Source organism: Bacillus cereus group sp. MG16 (assembly GCF_040459875.1).
Classification (GTDB): Bacteria; Bacillota; Bacilli; order Bacillales; family Bacillaceae_G; genus Bacillus_A; species Bacillus_A paranthracis.
Window position 1 is genome coordinate 5330001 of the sequence record NZ_JARVHE010000001.1, and the last position, 15000, is coordinate 5345000.

A 15000-nucleotide genomic window follows, 5' to 3' on the forward strand; every position below is an offset into this window, starting at 1 on the left:
CAACTGATTGATCTCGATGTGAATCGTTACAAATATAACAAGGATCACGGTCAGTAATATGCCCGCACACAGAACAATATGCTAAGTCTCGCTTCGCATTTACAAGTGCTTTTGCAAAACCTAACACATCATCTTCTTTCATATCTAATACGAAAAACGCCAATCGAACCGCTGTTTTCGGTCCGATTCCTGGCAATTTCATAAAACTATCAATTAGTTTTGATATTGGTTCTGGATAATGCATATATCAATATCCTCCTAGAACATTCCACCCGGTAAGTTTAAGCCTTTAGTAAATTTACCCATTGTAGAGTTTGAAAGTTCATCAGCTTTCTTAAGTGCATCGTTTGTTGCAGCTAACACTAAGTCTTGTAACATTTCGATATCTTCTGGATCTACAACTTCTTCTTTCACTTTTACTTCAAGAATTTGCTTATGACCATTTGCAATAACTGTGATCATACCGCCGCCAGCTGTACCTTCAACTGTTTTTTCGCCAAGTTCTTCTTGCGCCTTTGCCATTTCCTTTTGCATCTTTTGCATTTGTTTCATCATGTTATTCATATTTCCCATTCCGCCACGCATCATAATTAATTCCTCCTAATTATTATTACTCTTTTATTTCAATGAGTTCTTGCCCTACTAATTTTACAGCCTCTTCTATGAGAGGATCTTCTTTTTTCTCTGGGCTTTCTTCAGAACTTCCACCTTCACGCTGTAAAAAATCTTCACGGATTTTACCCCATTCACTTTTTGGAATGGCAATCATATTTAATCTTTTACTTAGCAATTCAAATAAAGTTTGTTCCACTGTATCCATAGCCTCTCGATTTTCGCTTGCCATTTTACAGTGAATCTCGTATTGGAACGCTAAAACGTAAGTATCATCTGAAGCCGCTACCGGTTCGCTATTTTCTAATAAAACAGCAAACGCTACTTTGTTGTATGCTTTGAGTCTTCCTAACAACTCTCCCCATACAGCTTTTAATTGTTCTAAATCTTGACGCTTCGCTTGCTTTAATACTTCATTTACGCGTCCGACAGGTATCTTCATACTTCCTGTCCGTACTGGCTTTGGTGCTGCACGCGTCTCTCTGACTTCCTGCTGCACACCGGCCGGCACACCATTCTTTTTGACTTGTTCTAACTCTTTCTCTAATTGCTGCATCCTGTTCATAATTGCTTGTAAACGATCTGCACCATTTGCTTGCATCATAAACTGTTGACACAGTTGTACCATAACAACTTCTAAGAAAATTCGCGGATGATTTGTCCACTTCATTTCCTGTTGTGCTTTACTAAGAGTATGAATGATCTCATAGATTACTTCCGGCTGCATTTCTTCACTTAACGTCCGGAATTGCTCATCAACCATTACTCGTTCCAACATATGTTCCAATTGTGGTGAAGTTTGATATAAAAGCATATCACGATAATAGTAAATGAAATCCTCCATAAAGCGAACTGGATCTTTCCCTTTACCCATCATCTCGTCTATGATACGTAATGCTCTTGATACATCATTTTCACGTATACATTCTACTAAGTTGCCTAAGTATTGCTGAGAAACAGACCCCGTTACAGCTAATACATCTTCTGTCGTAACGGTCTCATCACTATAAGATATTGCCTGATCAATAAGACTGAGCGCATCACGCATACCACCTTCAGCGGCACGTGCAACAATTTGTAATGCCTCATCTTCTACTTGCGTACCTTCATTGTTCACAACTGTCGATAATCTCTCAACAATATCATTTACTGATATCTTTCGAAATTCGAAACGTTGGCAACGCGAAATAATTGTAGGCGGTATCTTATGCGGTTCTGTTGTCGCCAAAATAAAGATAACATGTCCTGGCGGTTCTTCTAACGTTTTTAAAAGCGCATTGAAGGCACCCATGGAAAGCATGTGAACTTCATCAATAATGTATACTTTATATTCTACAGCACTTGGAGCATATTTTACTTTATCTCTAATATCTCGAATTTCATCTACACCGTTATTTGAAGCCGCATCAATTTCTAATACATCTGAAATAGATCCTTGTGTAATCCCCAAACAAGAAGGACATTCATTACAAGGTTCAGCTACCGGAGCATGTTCACAGTTAATTGCTTTTGCAAATACTTTTGCAATTGTCGTTTTTCCTGTTCCCCTCGGCCCAGAAAATAAATAAGCATGTGAAACTTTCTCTTGAAGAAGGGCATTTTGCAACGTTTTTGTCACGTGCTTTTGACCGACTACATCTTCAAACTTTTGCGGTCTCCATGTTCGGTATAACGCTTGGTATGACACGAAAATACGGCCTCCCTCAAAGGTTATTATCTCATTTATTATAACCCATTCTGTTTATAGATTCCAAAAGTTATTTTCTATACAAAAAACCCACCTTAGTATTAAGGTGAGTTTTGTATACATATATAACTGCCGTGCACCTTCTGTCGATTACGTACCATAAGCGTTACTTAAGCAGTTAGCTCGGTTCAGGCACTCCTGCGGCACACGAGAAGACCCGCTTATTGCTGCTTCCTTCCGGACCTGACAAGGTTCACGGGGTCCCGTTGCGCAGGACCCAAACGTCAACACCACTTACTTAAGGCAGGCCTTACAGCAACATAACCTCGAGAAGGGATTCGGCCTCGCTAGAGCGGATTGCGAGTATAGGGCACCGCTACCTCCCCGCTTAGCACGGCAAAGTTAAAACCAATATTCGGTTGCCTTCATTAAAGGCACTATCAGTATAACTTGTTTTTTTATAAAATGCAAATACGTTAATTCTCTTTACTTTTCTCTAATTTCTTAATCGCTTTTCTTTTTTTACGAAGCGCTCTAAAAAAGTTCGTTAACAGCGTACCGCACTCTTCTTCTAATACACCAGCTACTACTTCACATTGATGATTAAAGCGTTCATCCGTTAACAGATTCATCAATGTCCCTGCACACCCACCTTTCGGATCACTCGCACCATATACAACTCGCTTTACTCGTGATAAAACAACTCCACCCGCACACATCGGACAAGGCTCTAATGTTACATATAACGTCGCATCTTCTAAACGCCATGTCCCTAATTTTTTGCACGCCTCATCAATAGCTAACAACTCAGCGTGAGCTATCGATCTTTGCTCAGTCTCCCTTAAATTATGAGCAACACTAATTACTTCACCATCCAACACTATAACTGCCCCAATCGGTACTTCTTGTATTGCCTCTGCTTTTTTAGCCTCTTCTATTGCTAACTGCATAAAATAAATATCTTGATCACGTTCCATAACATAGTCCTTTCATTACAAATAAAGTACACTTATTTCCATTTACTACACATGGGATAACTTTTATAAATCCAATCCACCCTAAGAAAAAAAGAGAGGGGATTACATATGAAGAATACTGCCTTACTCATTATCGATATGATTAATGACTTTCAATTTTCACACGGGCCTATCCTAGCCAAAAAATGCGAAATTATAACCAATCCTATTTTACAATTAAAGAAAACAATGAAATCCTTCGGTTGCCCCATCATTTATATTAATGACCATTATCAACTTTGGAGGTCTGATATTGACCAATTGATTACTCATTGTACAAATGAGTATAGTAAAAATATCATTCATAAGATCGCTCCAAATGCTGATGATTACATTTTTATTAAACCACATTACTCTGCTTTTTATGAAACACCTTTAAATTCTTTATTAGGCTATTTAAAAATAGAAAATCTAATATTAACAGGTGTCGCCGGGAATATATGTATCCTCTTTACAGCTAACGATGCTCATATGAGGAATTATACATTGTATGTACCACAGGACTGTATTGCATCTAATGATGATCAGGATAACCTGCATGCTTTGAAAATAATGGAAGCCACATTAAAAGCAAATATAGTACCGTCGTTTCAAATAAAATTTAATTAATACATATATCTATTTTCCAACTTTTTATATCAAATTAACCCGCTCGCTTCCCTCTTGTGCTACAATAATTCTGTTTTGTGTTTTTAGTAGTCACGGTAAATCACTGATTGAAAGGAGGAAACAGCGTGACCGGAGTACCATTTATCACGGTTGAAGGACCAATTGGTGTTGGAAAAACTTCACTTGCGAAGGAAATTTCAACTCACATGCAACTCCACTTACTGAAAGAGATTGTTGATGAAAACCCCTTTTTAGGAAAGTTCTATGAAGACATCGACGAATGGAGTTTTCAAACAGAGATGTTCTTTCTTTGTAATAGATACAAACAATTAGAAGATATTAACATAAAGTATTTGAATCAAAGGAAGCCAGTAGTAGCGGATTATCATATATTCAAAAATGTAATTTTTGCATCCCGTACATTAAAAGATTCTCAATACGACAAGTACATGCAAATCTATCGTATCCTTACACAAGATATGCCAGTTCCAAACGTTATCGTTTATTTAACAGCTAGCCTAGAAACATTACAAAAGCGAATTGCAATGCGCGGAAGAGAATTCGAAAAAAATATGGATCCAAATTACTTACTACAGCTCACAAAAGATTATGAAACAGCAATGGATGCTTTTAAAAAGGACCATCCAGATATCCCAGTATTGAAATTTAACGGAGACGATATGGATTTTGTAAAAAATCCTGATGATTTAAACGTCATCCTATCTGCCCTTCAAAATACTCTCTTAAAGGAGTCGAAATAATAATGAATTTAAGGCAAAAATATGATATACCAAATGACGCAGTAATCACTATCGCTGGAACAGTAGGTGTCGGTAAATCCACTATGACAACTGCATTGGCTAACGCTTTAGGGTATCGCACATCATTTGAAAAGGTAGATTCTAACCCGTATTTGGACAAGTTCTATGCTGATTTCACACGCTGGAGCTTTCACTTACAAGTGTATTTTTTAGCAGAACGATTTAAAGAACAAAAAAGAATTTTTGAATACGGTGGCGGTTTTGTTCAAGATCGCTCTATCTATGAAGACACTGGCATTTTTGCAAAAATGCATCACGAAAAAGGTACAATGACGGAAACTGATTATGAAACATATAAAGGTTTATTTGACGCTATGGTCATGACTCCTTACTTCCCACATCCAGATTTATTAATTTACTTAGAAGGTTCCTTCGATGATATTGTTGATCGTATCCAAGAACGTGGACGTCCGATGGAACAGCAAACACCAATCGAGTATTGGAAAGAGATGCATGGACGTTATGAAAACTGGATTAACAACTTTAATTCGTGCCCTGTTTTACGATTAAACATTAATGAATACGATATTTTAAAAGATGGCGATTCCATTGAACCAATCATTAAAAAAATCGGTCATTTTTTAAAACAAACACGTAAACTTGTAAAATAAAAAACCCGTGCATATGCACGGGTTTTTCTATTAAATTACTTTTTCTTTGTTGGAGCAATAATTTCACTCTCAGATTTTCCAGCGTTAATACGCTGACGAACAGTACTTGTACTAATATCGTACGCCTCAGCAATCTCTTTAACAGTCATTTCTTTCCCGTTAATTACTGCTGTTAATACTTTACCTGTACGTTTTGGAGCTGCTTCTTTCTTTACAGCTTCTTTTTTAACTTTTTTTGGTGCCTCTACTTTTGTTGCAGTTTGCTTTACATCACAAGTGCAACCACAAAGTTTACGGAATGTATCATCGCTAATAATGCGTGATACATTTGCACCACTGTTTAAAATTCTATTGTTCTTACAGACAGGACATTGTACATAATATAAAGTTTTTCCATCTAAAGGAAACGTTTGTATAATAAGATCCATGTTGACTCCTTTCATATCTATGAAGATAATCATCGGAATATGAGTGTGTAATAAGGAAAAAATCGCCTTACACCATACTTTATGATTGGTTTTAAAATAAAAACTCGTTACGTGTGGTAACGAGTTCTCCAATCTCCACTTATATGCGCTGTTGTCAATTATATCTGGAGGAGGTAGAGGGATTCGAACCCCCGCGCGACTCTCGCCGCCTGTCGGTTTTCAAGACCGATCCCTTCAGCCAGACTTGGGTATACCTCCATATTGACATCAAATATAATATCAAAAGAAAAACAGTTAGTCAACCCTACTAAAATAAATTATGAGGAAAGGAAAATTTTACTTTTCCTCTCCTACATCATAGTACTGACAACGCTCATAATTACCAATCACTCATACCGATGAATGTTTATAAATTTACTTAATAACTGTTTTTCCTCCCATATAAGGGCGAAGAACTTCTGGAATTATAATTGTACCATCTTCTTGTTGGTAGTTCTCTAAAATAGCTGCCACCGTACGTCCAATTGCAAGACCAGATCCATTTAATGTATGAACATGTTCTGGTTTGCCGTTTGGCTCACGACGGAAACGGATATTTGCACGTCTCGCTTGGAAAGCCTCGAAATTACTACAAGAAGAGATTTCACGATATGTGCCATAGCTTGGAATCCATACTTCGATATCGTATTTCTTCGCTGCTGTAAATCCTAAATCGCCTGTGCACATGCTCATAACGCGATATGGCAACTCTAATAATTGTAACACGCGTTCTGCATCATTTGTTAGTTTTTCTAACTCTTCATAAGAATCTTCTGGTTTTACGAACTTCACAAGCTCTACTTTATTGAACTGGTGCTGACGAATTAAACCACGTGTATCACGGCCAGCTGAACCTGCTTCAGAACGGAAACAAGAGCTAAACGCAGCATATCTTATAGGCAATTGTTCTTTATTTAAGATCTCATCACGGTGCATATTTGTTACAGGTACTTCAGCTGTTGGAATTAAGAAGTAGTCTTCACTTTCAATACGGAATGCATCTTCTTCAAACTTCGGAAGTTGTCCTGTCCCTGTCATGCTTGCACGGTTTACCATATACGGAGGTAATACTTCTTCATATCCATGCTCATCAGTATGAAGATCAAGCATAAAGCTAATTAAAGCACGCTCTAATCTTGCGCCAGCACCTTTGTAGAATACGAAGCGGCTTCCTGTTACTTTTCCAGCACGTTCAAAATCTAGAATTCCTAAATCTGTAGCAAGATCCCAATGTGGTTTTGGTTCAAAAGCAAATTCCTTCACTTCTCCCCAAGTGCGAGCTACTACATTATCATCCTCTGTTTCACCAACTGGAGCAGATTCGTGCGGAATATTTGGAATAGATAGCATCAATCTTTCTAGATCTTCTTCAACTGTACGAAGTTCGTTATCAAGATCTTTTACTTTTTCTCCAACTTCACGCATTTCTAAAATTAGAGCTTCTGCATCTTTCTTTTCGCGCTTCAATACAGAGATTTGTTGAGATACTTCGTTACGTTTACTTTTTAGTTCCTCTGTTTGAACAAGTAGTTCTCTTCTTCTCGTATCTAATTCTTCAAAGCGACCAAAATCAGTTAAATCTTCGCCTCTATGCTGTAACTTAGCTTTTACTTCTTCAAAATTTGTACGTAAAAATTTAATATCAAGCATTATATACTCCTCCTTTTATTTTATAAAACACAAAAAACTCCCGTCCCTATATAAAGGGACGGGAGTTAACCCGCGTTGCCACCCTAGTTGAAAGCATTACCGCTTTCCTCTCAAGTAGAAATAACGGCTCTTCACCGGGAATGTTTACTAATCATAAAGATATTCCACATTCCATTCCAGGATGGATTCACAAACTGTTTCTATCGATTTCCACCAACCATCGACTCTCTATAAGAAACGACATTTGTTACTACTTCCTATCAACACGCTTATTTTATAAAATTGTTACCATCAATTTACTATAATCTTATACAAGTTGCAAGTTACTTATACAACTTTTTTCATTTTCGCTTCTTTTACCATTTCTACAAAGTATGCTGTTACACGATGGTCATCCGTTAATTCCGGATGGAAAGAAGCAGCTAAAAACGGCCCTTGCCTTACCGCTACCATTCGATCACCATGTGTAGAAAGTACCTCAACATTATCCGCTACATTTACAACATACGGCGCACGAATAAATACGCCAACAAAATCTTCTCCCACACCTTTAATAGAAAGTGCAGCTTCAAAGCTATCTTTTTGACGTCCAAACGCATTGCGCTCAACTGTAATATCCATAGCACCAATATGTGCTTCGTCATAGCCAATAAGTGTTTTTGCGAGAAGAATCATTCCTGCACATGTACCAAACATTGGTTTACCAGACTTCGCAAATGTACGAAGTGGTTCCATGAAAGCATACTTATCAATAAGACGGCGCATAGTTGTACTTTCACCGCCTGGTAAAATAAGACCATCAATCTCTTCAAGTTGTTCTATACGCTTTACAACAACAGCTTCTGCACCACTTGCTTCAACTGATTTTACATGTTCACGAACTGCACCTTGAAGACCTAGTACACCGATTTTCACCATTTTAAAGTTCTCCTTCAATTACCATCCACGCTCTTGCATGCGTTGCTCTGGTAGTAACGTTGAAATTTCAATACCTTTCATCGCATTACCTAATCCTTTAGAAAGGCTTGCAATTAACTCGTAATCCTCATAATGAGTTGTCGCTTCAACGATCGCACGTGCAAATTTCGCTGGATTCTCTGATTTAAAGATACCAGATCCAACAAATACACCATCCGCACCAAGTTGCATCATTAACGCTGCATCTGCTGGTGTTGCTACACCACCTGCTGCAAAGTTTACAACCGGCAAACGACCAAGGCGTTTAATTTCAAGTAGTACTTCATAAGGAGCACCAGTATTTTTTGCATATGTCATTAACTCATCTTCACGTAGACTTGCAACTTGACGGATTTCTGCATTGACTTGACGCATATGACGCACTGCCTCTACAATGTTTCCTGTTCCTGGTTCGCCTTTTGTACGAAGCATAGATGCACCTTCTGCAATACGACGTGCAGCTTCTCCGATATCACGGCAACCACATACAAATGGAACTGTGTAATCACGTTTATTTAAATGGTATACTTCATCGGCAGGAGTTAATACTTCACTCTCATCGATATAGTCTACCCCTAATGATTCTAATACACGTGCTTCTACAAGGTGACCGATACGGCATTTTGCCATAACCGGAATTGACACCGCACCCATAACTTCTTCAACAATTGTTGGGTCTGCCATACGAGAAACGCCACCTGCTGCACGAATATCTGCTGGTACACGCTCTAATGCCATAACGGCAACTGCGCCTGCCTCTTCTGCAATTTTTGCTTGTTCAGCGTTAATTACGTCCATAATAACGCCGCCTTTTTGCATTTCTGCCATTCCACGTTTTACACGTTCTGTCCCTGTTACATTTGTCATGTTACAAAAACCCCCCTAGGTGAATTGCTTTTCCCCGTTAAAGGCGAAAATTAAGAATACTCTTACATTCTACCACTAACTATCAGATGCTTGTCTACTACTTTTTCATAAAGTCGGTATGAAAAATAGGAATAAGAAAAAGCCCCTACAATGAGGAGCTTTTAAAACCAACCTTTTACTGTATCAACAGCACTATTCCATATACCACTAAAGAAAGAACCAATTCCGCGCATAGCACGAGTAAACCAGTTTGCTTCTTCTACTTCAGCTGTTGTTACAAGATCCACTTGCAACGACTTACCAGTTAAAAATCCAGGATCGTTTGTATCTTTTGGCGTAATTACCATTTGACCAAGCGCAGCTCCCTTTTTAATAGGTGCCTCTTGTCCCTTACTTGATTCTTTTAATTCTGTTTTATAAACATCTTTACTTCCTTTTGGTACTGGAAGTGAAATGGCTTGTTTCGTTTGAACTGCTACATCTTTGTCTTTCGCATTTTCTACTCGTACTGTTTCTTGTCCTTTTACTGAAGAACCTTTTTTATACATTTGTTTCATTTCAAAGTTAGCAAACCCATAATCATATAGCTTCTTTGTTTCATCAAAACGTGCTGTATGAGAACTTGTTTTAATCACTACAGAAATAAAACGCATACCGTTTCTTTCAACCGTACCAGTGAAGCAATCTCCCGCTTCTGGAGTTGAGCCTGTTTTTAGGCCATCTACGCCATCATATTCTTTAACTAAGCCCTTTAACATCCAGTTCCAGTTCGACATTGCAAACTTCTCTTTTTCTGGACGGAATTCTTTTTTCGGGATTTTTGCTGTATCTAACACTTTTGGATAATCTTTAATTAAATGTTGTGCTAAAGTTGCAACATCCTTTGCAGACATTTTATTTTCTTCATCCGCTGTTGTTCCTTCTGGATGCATTCCCTTTAAATCTTTATTCGTTAAACCTGTAGAATTGACAAATTTATAATTTTTCAACCCTAGTTCTTTCGATTTATCATTCATCATTTTTACGAAATCTACTTCTTTACCTGCAATTGCTTCTGCTAATGCAATCGTTGCACCATTTGCAGAGAAGATTGCCATTGCCTCGTATAACTCTTTTACTGTATAAGAGCCACCATTTTCTAATGCCACATTTGATAATGAAGCATCCTGTGAAACTTTATACGCATATTCAGAAACCTTAATTTTCTGATCCCACTTAAGCTTTCCTTTATCCACTGCTTCGTGAACTAAATACTCACTCATCATCTTCGTCATACTAGCAATGGATAATAATTCATCAGCATTCTTTTGATATACAATTTTTCCAGAATTCGCTTCAACTAAAATTGCCGCACCTGCTTCAATATTTAAAGCAGCTCCTGTTTCAGCTGATGCATTGCTATATGGTAACAACATACTACAAGCTAGTGTAAGCATTGTTACTAGTGCAATGAATCTTTTGCAAAACATACCTTTCACTTTTGCTACCCCCAATATCTATGTACTCACATAACCGTTATTCTAACATAATCAAAAAAAAATAGACAGAGATATAAAATCTCCGTCTATTTATATATAAGACATTATAATGAGTAGTTTGGAGCCTCTTTTGTAATTTGTACATGATGAGGATGACTTTCAAGTAAACCAGCACCTGACATACGAACAAATTGTGCATTCTCACGTAAGAATTCTAAATCTTGTGCTCCACAATATCCCATACCTGCACGTAATCCACCAACTAATTGATGAACCGTATCTGCTAAAGGTCCTTTATATGGTACTCGTCCTTCAATACCTTCTGGAACAAGTTTTTTATTTCCTTCTTGGAAATAACGATCTTTACTTCCTTTTTCCATCGCTCCGACAGAACCCATACCACGATATACTTTAAATTGGCGACCTTGATAAATTTCAGTTTCACCAGGACTTTCAGCAACACCAGCAAACATACTACCTAGCATAACAACATGTGCTCCTGCTGCTAAAGCTTTAACCATATCACCAGAGTACTTAATACCACCGTCAGCGATAACTGGGATACCGTGTTTACGAGCTTCTGTTGCACAATCATAAACCGCTGTTAATTGTGGTACACCAACCCCAGCTACAACACGTGTTGTACAGATAGAGCCTGGTCCAATACCAACTTTAACTACGTTTGCCCCTGCTTCAATTAATGCTCTTGTTGCTTCAGCAGTAGCAACATTTCCAGCGATAATATTTAATGATGGATACTTTGCACGAACTTCTTTTACTTTATCAATAACGCCTTGAGAATGTCCATGGGCTGTATCAAGTACGATTGCATCTACGCTAGCTTTTACTAATGCGTCAATGCGAGTCATAGCATCAGCCGTTACACCAACTGCTGCTCCAACTAATAAGCGCCCTTGCTTATCCTTCGCAGAATTTGGGAATTCAATTACTTTTTCAATATCTTTTATTGTAATAAGCCCTTGTAATACACCGTTGTTATCAACAAGAGGGAGTTTTTCAATTTTATACTTTTGTAGGATCTTTTCAGCCTCACCTAGCGTTGTACCAACTGGAGCTGTAATTAGCTGTTCTTTTGTCATTACGTCGGAAATTTTGATTGAGTAGTCTTGGATAAAACGCATATCACGGTTTGTAATAATACCAACTAATTTTCGCTCGTCTAAATTATTTACAACCGGTACACCTGAGATACGATATTTCCCCATAAGGTGCTCTGCATCATACACTTGATGTTCTGGAGTTAAAAAGAAAGGATCTGAAATAACACCACTTTCAGAACGTTTTACTTTATCAACCTGCTCGGCTTGTTGTTCAATAGACATATTTTTATGAATAATTCCTAAACCGCCTTGACGAGCCATTGCAATAGCCATATCCGCTTCTGTTACTGTATCCATTCCTGCACTAATTAACGGGATGTTTAACTGTAAGCTTTCAGATAAAACTGTTTTAACACTTACTTCTCTTGGTAGTACATCTGACTTTGCTGGTACAAGTAATACGTCATCAAAAGTCAAACCTTCTTTAACAAATTTAGATTCCCACATAATTGTTCCCCCCATGATACCAGAAATTATTATTAGTAGCTTATCAATTGGTTAAAATACTGTCAAGGACGTATATATATGTTAGAATTTTTAGACAATAAAAGGAGCGTAATATATGCATCAAACACATTGTACTTGGCAGCAACTAAGTTTCTTCTTTTCATCTCAAAATGTACAACGTTATCTTGCCCGTTGTTATGAAAAATCCTCAATACAAAATGCCGAAAAAAAAGGTTTTGAAAATTGTTATCCTTTTATTTATTATTTAGAACACGGGAAAAATTATTACGAATTATATAAGGTAGCTCCCTTTTCGATTCAGCCAATGTTATTGTTTTATGGAATGAGCCAACTTTTTAAAGCATGCTTATTAACTATTGATCCAAACTATCCTGAATCCACTACTGTTTTAGCTCATGGCGTTACGACTCGTAAGCGGAAAAAACAGGGATATCAATTTTTAGAAGATGAGGTAAAGGTACAAAAAAATGGACTATTTACTCATGTTGCAGAACAGCTGTTTCACATGAAACACTTAGAATCAGAGAAGTTTAACATGTTGGATTTAATGGGGAATATTCCTGAATTACAAAACTTATTTCGCTATAGTCAGCGAGGTTCCACTTTATATAAAATTGATTCAACAAATGCAAATGAAATTTCCTTTTCAGTCAATATACTAGATCGACTTCATATGACTTCAGAAAGATTTTCACGTTATATTGAATCAATTTGTAAACACTTATCCGTGCAACATGTCCCCGGGAAAACGAGCGCATCCAATTTACTTTTTACAGCTCCTATCCAATCGTGGAATCCTATATATAGTACGCCTTTATACTACGAATATCTCGCTGATACTTATTACTTACCACTCACAACTGACCCTAGAAATCCTACACCCGTATTGCCTGAACTTCTTGTTCATTATTTATTACTCTACAATTTAAGTATGATTTCTAGATACGAAACAGATTGGTGGTATGATTTACTTGGAAGCTATGGCTCTGAAGATTACCCATTTATTTATCAATTTCTTACTATTTCTGCTCAAAAAATTCCTTACTATATTTCGAATTTTTTACTAGCAGAACCGAACCTATTTCATGGGAAATAAAAAAACACAAGTCAAAAGACTTGTGTTTTTAGTTGCTTGGCGACGTCCTACTCTCACAGGGACAAGGTCCCAACTACCATCGGCGCTAGAGAGCTTAACTTCCGTGTTCGGTATGGGAACGGGTGTGACCTCTCTGCCATCATCACCAAACTATTGAAGGCATATTCCTTCAAAACTAGATAACATTTGCTACATATTATATGGTTAAGTCCTCGATCTATTAGTATTCGTCAGCTCCACATGTCACCATGCTTCCACCTCGAACCTATCAACCTGATCATCTTTCAGGGATCTTACTAGCTTACGCTATGGGAAATCTCATCTTGAGGGGGGCTTCATGCTTAGATGCTTTCAGCACTTATCCCTTCCGCACATAGCTACCCAGCTATGCCCTTGGCAGAACAACTGGTACACCAGCGGTGCGTCCATCCCGGTCCTCTCGTACTAAGGACAGCTCCTCTCAAATTTCCTACGCCCACGACGGATAGGGACCGAACTGTCTCACGACGTTCTGAACCCAGCTCGCGTACCGCTTTAATGGGCGAACAGCCCAACCCTTGGGACCGACTACAGCCCCAGGATGCGATGAGCCGACATCGAGGTGCCAAACCTCCCCGTCGATGTGGACTCTTGGGGGAGATAAGCCTGTTATCCCCGGGGTAGCTTTTATCCGTTGAGCGATGGCCCTTCCATGCGGAACCACCGGATCACTAAGCCCGACTTTCGTCCCTGCTCGACTTGTAGGTCTCGCAGTCAAGCTCCCTTATGCCTTTGCACTCTACGAATGATTTCCAACCATTCTGAGGGAACCTTTGGGCGCCTCCGTTACACTTTAGGAGGCGACCGCCCCAGTCAAACTGCCCACCTGACACTGTCTCCCGGGTCGATAAGACCCGTAGGTTAGAATTTCAATACAGTCAGGGCGGTATCCCACCAGCGCCTCCACCGAAGCTAGCGCTCCGGTTTCAAAGGCTCCCGCCTATCCTGTACAAACTGTACCAAAATTCAATATCAGGCTACAGTAAAGCTCCACGGGGTCTTTCCGTCCTGTCGCGGGTAACCTGCATCTTCACAGGTACTATAATTTCACCGAGTCTCTGGTTGAGACAGTGCCCAAATCGTTACACCTTTCGTGCGGGTCGGAACTTACCCGACAAGGAATTTCGCTACCTTAGGACCGTTATAGTTACGGCCGCCGTTTACTGGGGCTTCAGTTCAGAGCTTCGCTTACGCTAACCCCTCTCCTTAACCTTCCAGCACCGGGCAGGTGTCACCCCCTATACTTCGCCTTACGGCTTCGCAGAGAGCTGTGTTTTTGCTAAACAGTCGCTTGGGCCTATTCACTGCGGCTTTCCGTTAAGAAAGCACCCCTTCTCCCGAAGTTACGGGGTCATTTTGCCGAGTTCCTTAACCAGAGTTCTCTCGCACACCTTAGGATTCTCTCCTCGCCTACCTGTGTCGGTTTGCGGTACAGGCACCTTTTATCTCGCTAGAAGCTTTTCTTGGCAGCGGGGAATCAAAGACTTCGCTCCATAAGGAG

The 15000-nt window shown here is 38.9% G+C and carries 14 protein-coding genes, 1 tRNA gene, 2 rRNA genes, 1 other RNA gene and 1 other annotated feature (2 of these 19 running past the window's edge); of the genes, 4 read left to right on the plus strand and 14 right to left on the minus strand.

Features of this window, described 5'->3' with window-relative positions; translation table 11 throughout:
- The 5 genes from recR to tadA all read right to left on the minus strand — a co-directional run.
- A protein-coding gene (recR, locus tag QCI73_RS27670) for a recombination protein RecR (RefSeq protein WP_000559169.1) crosses the window boundary here: on the minus strand, nucleotides 1–244 show its start. 353 nt of this gene lie to the left of the window's left edge; only the first 244 of its 597 coding nucleotides appear in the window; the start codon lies at nucleotides 242–244; the stop codon falls past the left edge of the window.
- 14 nt (nucleotides 245–258) lie between these two features.
- Nucleotides 259–585 (minus strand): YbaB/EbfC family nucleoid-associated protein, encoded by a 327-nt coding sequence (locus tag QCI73_RS27675; RefSeq protein ID WP_001996460.1) that lies wholly within the window; start codon nucleotides 583–585, stop codon nucleotides 259–261.
- Nucleotides 586–610: 25 nt separating this feature from the next.
- Nucleotides 611–2299 (minus strand): DNA polymerase III subunit gamma/tau, encoded by a 1689-nt coding sequence (gene dnaX / locus QCI73_RS27680; RefSeq protein WP_000121557.1) that lies wholly within the window; start codon nucleotides 2297–2299, stop codon nucleotides 611–613.
- A gap of 132 nt (nucleotides 2300–2431) precedes the next feature.
- Nucleotides 2432–2696: signal recognition particle sRNA large type (gene ffs / locus QCI73_RS27685), an RNA gene on the minus strand.
- A gap of 79 nt (nucleotides 2697–2775) precedes the next feature.
- On the minus strand, nucleotides 2776–3276 hold the full coding sequence (gene tadA, locus QCI73_RS27690) for a tRNA adenosine(34) deaminase TadA (RefSeq protein WP_353824078.1): 501 nt from the start codon (nucleotides 3274–3276) through the stop codon (nucleotides 2776–2778).
- A 108-nt stretch (nucleotides 3277–3384) separates the two neighbouring features.
- Here tadA and QCI73_RS27695 point away from each other — a divergent pair, with 108 nt between their 5' ends.
- From QCI73_RS27695 to QCI73_RS27705, 3 genes are all read left to right on the plus strand, one after another.
- On the plus strand, nucleotides 3385–3924 hold the full coding sequence (locus QCI73_RS27695; RefSeq protein ID WP_000798715.1) for a cysteine hydrolase family protein: 540 nt from the start codon (nucleotides 3385–3387) through the stop codon (nucleotides 3922–3924).
- Between the two features lie 125 nt (nucleotides 3925–4049).
- Nucleotides 4050–4685, plus strand: a complete 636-nt coding sequence (locus QCI73_RS27700; protein ID WP_000148224.1) for a deoxynucleoside kinase — start codon at nucleotides 4050–4052, stop codon at nucleotides 4683–4685.
- A 2-nt stretch (nucleotides 4686–4687) separates the two neighbouring features.
- Entirely contained in the window at nucleotides 4688–5356 is a 669-nt protein-coding gene (locus QCI73_RS27705) for a deoxynucleoside kinase (protein WP_001053585.1), read from the plus strand.
- Nucleotides 5357–5391: 35 nt separating this feature from the next.
- On the opposite strand, the gene QCI73_RS27710 is transcribed toward QCI73_RS27705, so the two are convergent.
- The 7 genes from QCI73_RS27710 to guaB all read right to left on the minus strand — a co-directional run bounded on the left by QCI73_RS27710 (nucleotide 5392) and on the right by guaB (nucleotide 12343).
- On the minus strand, nucleotides 5392–5784 hold the full coding sequence (locus tag QCI73_RS27710; RefSeq protein ID WP_000364201.1) for a sigma factor-like helix-turn-helix DNA-binding protein: 393 nt from the start codon (nucleotides 5782–5784) through the stop codon (nucleotides 5392–5394).
- Nucleotides 5785–5949: 165 nt separating this feature from the next.
- Nucleotides 5950–6042 (minus strand) — tRNA-Ser (locus QCI73_RS27715).
- Between the two features lie 156 nt (nucleotides 6043–6198).
- A complete protein-coding gene (serS, locus tag QCI73_RS27720; RefSeq protein WP_000884181.1) occupies nucleotides 6199–7473 on the minus strand; it encodes a serine--tRNA ligase in 1275 nt (424 codons plus the stop codon).
- Nucleotides 7474–7524: 51 nt separating this feature from the next.
- Nucleotides 7525–7746 (minus strand) — a binding site (T-box leader).
- Between the two features lie 54 nt (nucleotides 7747–7800).
- Nucleotides 7801–8391, minus strand: coding sequence for a pyridoxal 5'-phosphate synthase glutaminase subunit PdxT (pdxT, locus tag QCI73_RS27725; RefSeq protein WP_000238781.1), 591 nt, complete (start codon nucleotides 8389–8391; stop codon nucleotides 7801–7803).
- A gap of 18 nt (nucleotides 8392–8409) precedes the next feature.
- The gene (gene pdxS, locus QCI73_RS27730; protein WP_000186156.1) at nucleotides 8410–9297 is read right to left on the minus strand and encodes a pyridoxal 5'-phosphate synthase lyase subunit PdxS; all 888 of its coding nucleotides are present in this window, start codon (nucleotides 9295–9297) and stop codon (nucleotides 8410–8412) included.
- A gap of 161 nt (nucleotides 9298–9458) precedes the next feature.
- Entirely contained in the window at nucleotides 9459–10766 is a 1308-nt protein-coding gene (gene dacA / locus QCI73_RS27735) for a D-alanyl-D-alanine carboxypeptidase DacA (protein WP_012644137.1), read from the minus strand.
- A 113-nt stretch (nucleotides 10767–10879) separates the two neighbouring features.
- Nucleotides 10880–12343, minus strand: coding sequence for an IMP dehydrogenase (gene guaB, locus QCI73_RS27740; RefSeq protein ID WP_262726332.1), 1464 nt, complete (start codon nucleotides 12341–12343; stop codon nucleotides 10880–10882).
- A gap of 115 nt (nucleotides 12344–12458) precedes the next feature.
- Here guaB and QCI73_RS27745 point away from each other — a divergent pair, with 115 nt between their 5' ends.
- Complete coding sequence (locus tag QCI73_RS27745; protein WP_327924269.1) at nucleotides 12459–13460, plus strand: YaaC family protein; 1002 nt, start codon at nucleotides 12459–12461, stop codon at nucleotides 13458–13460.
- Between the two features lie 34 nt (nucleotides 13461–13494).
- Here QCI73_RS27745 and rrf read toward each other — a convergent pair.
- Nucleotides 13495–13610, minus strand: a 5S ribosomal RNA gene (gene rrf, locus QCI73_RS27750).
- Between the two features lie 50 nt (nucleotides 13611–13660).
- Nucleotides 13661–15000 (minus strand): 23S ribosomal RNA (locus QCI73_RS27755) (it continues 1582 nt past the right edge of the window).

What these genes read in the sequence shown, in the direction of transcription:
- QCI73_RS27675 (WP_001996460.1), bottom strand. Translation starts at nt 585, where the DNA reads ATGCGTGGCGGAATGGGAAATATGAATAACATGATGAAACAAATGCAA.
- tadA (WP_353824078.1), bottom strand. Translation starts at nt 3,276, where the DNA reads ATGGAACGTGATCAAGATATTTATTTTATGCAGTTAGCAATAGAAGAG.
- QCI73_RS27695 (WP_000798715.1), top strand. Translation starts at nt 3,385, where the DNA reads ATGAAGAATACTGCCTTACTCATTATCGATATGATTAATGACTTTCAA.
- QCI73_RS27705 (WP_001053585.1), top strand. Translation starts at nt 4,688, where the DNA reads ATGAATTTAAGGCAAAAATATGATATACCAAATGACGCAGTAATCACT.
- QCI73_RS27710 (WP_000364201.1), bottom strand. Translation starts at nt 5,784, where the DNA reads ATGGATCTTATTATACAAACGTTTCCTTTAGATGGAAAAACTTTATAT.
- serS (WP_000884181.1), bottom strand. Translation starts at nt 7,473, where the DNA reads ATGCTTGATATTAAATTTTTACGTACAAATTTTGAAGAAGTAAAAGCT.
- pdxT (WP_000238781.1), bottom strand. Translation starts at nt 8,391, where the DNA reads ATGGTGAAAATCGGTGTACTAGGTCTTCAAGGTGCAGTTCGTGAACAT.
- pdxS (WP_000186156.1), bottom strand. Translation starts at nt 9,297, where the DNA reads ATGACAAATGTAACAGGGACAGAACGTGTAAAACGTGGAATGGCAGAA.
- dacA (WP_012644137.1), bottom strand. Translation starts at nt 10,766, where the DNA reads ATGTTTTGCAAAAGATTCATTGCACTAGTAACAATGCTTACACTAGCT.
- guaB (WP_262726332.1), bottom strand. Translation starts at nt 12,343, where the DNA reads ATGTGGGAATCTAAATTTGTTAAAGAAGGTTTGACTTTTGATGACGTA.
- QCI73_RS27745 (WP_327924269.1), top strand. Translation starts at nt 12,459, where the DNA reads ATGCATCAAACACATTGTACTTGGCAGCAACTAAGTTTCTTCTTTTCA.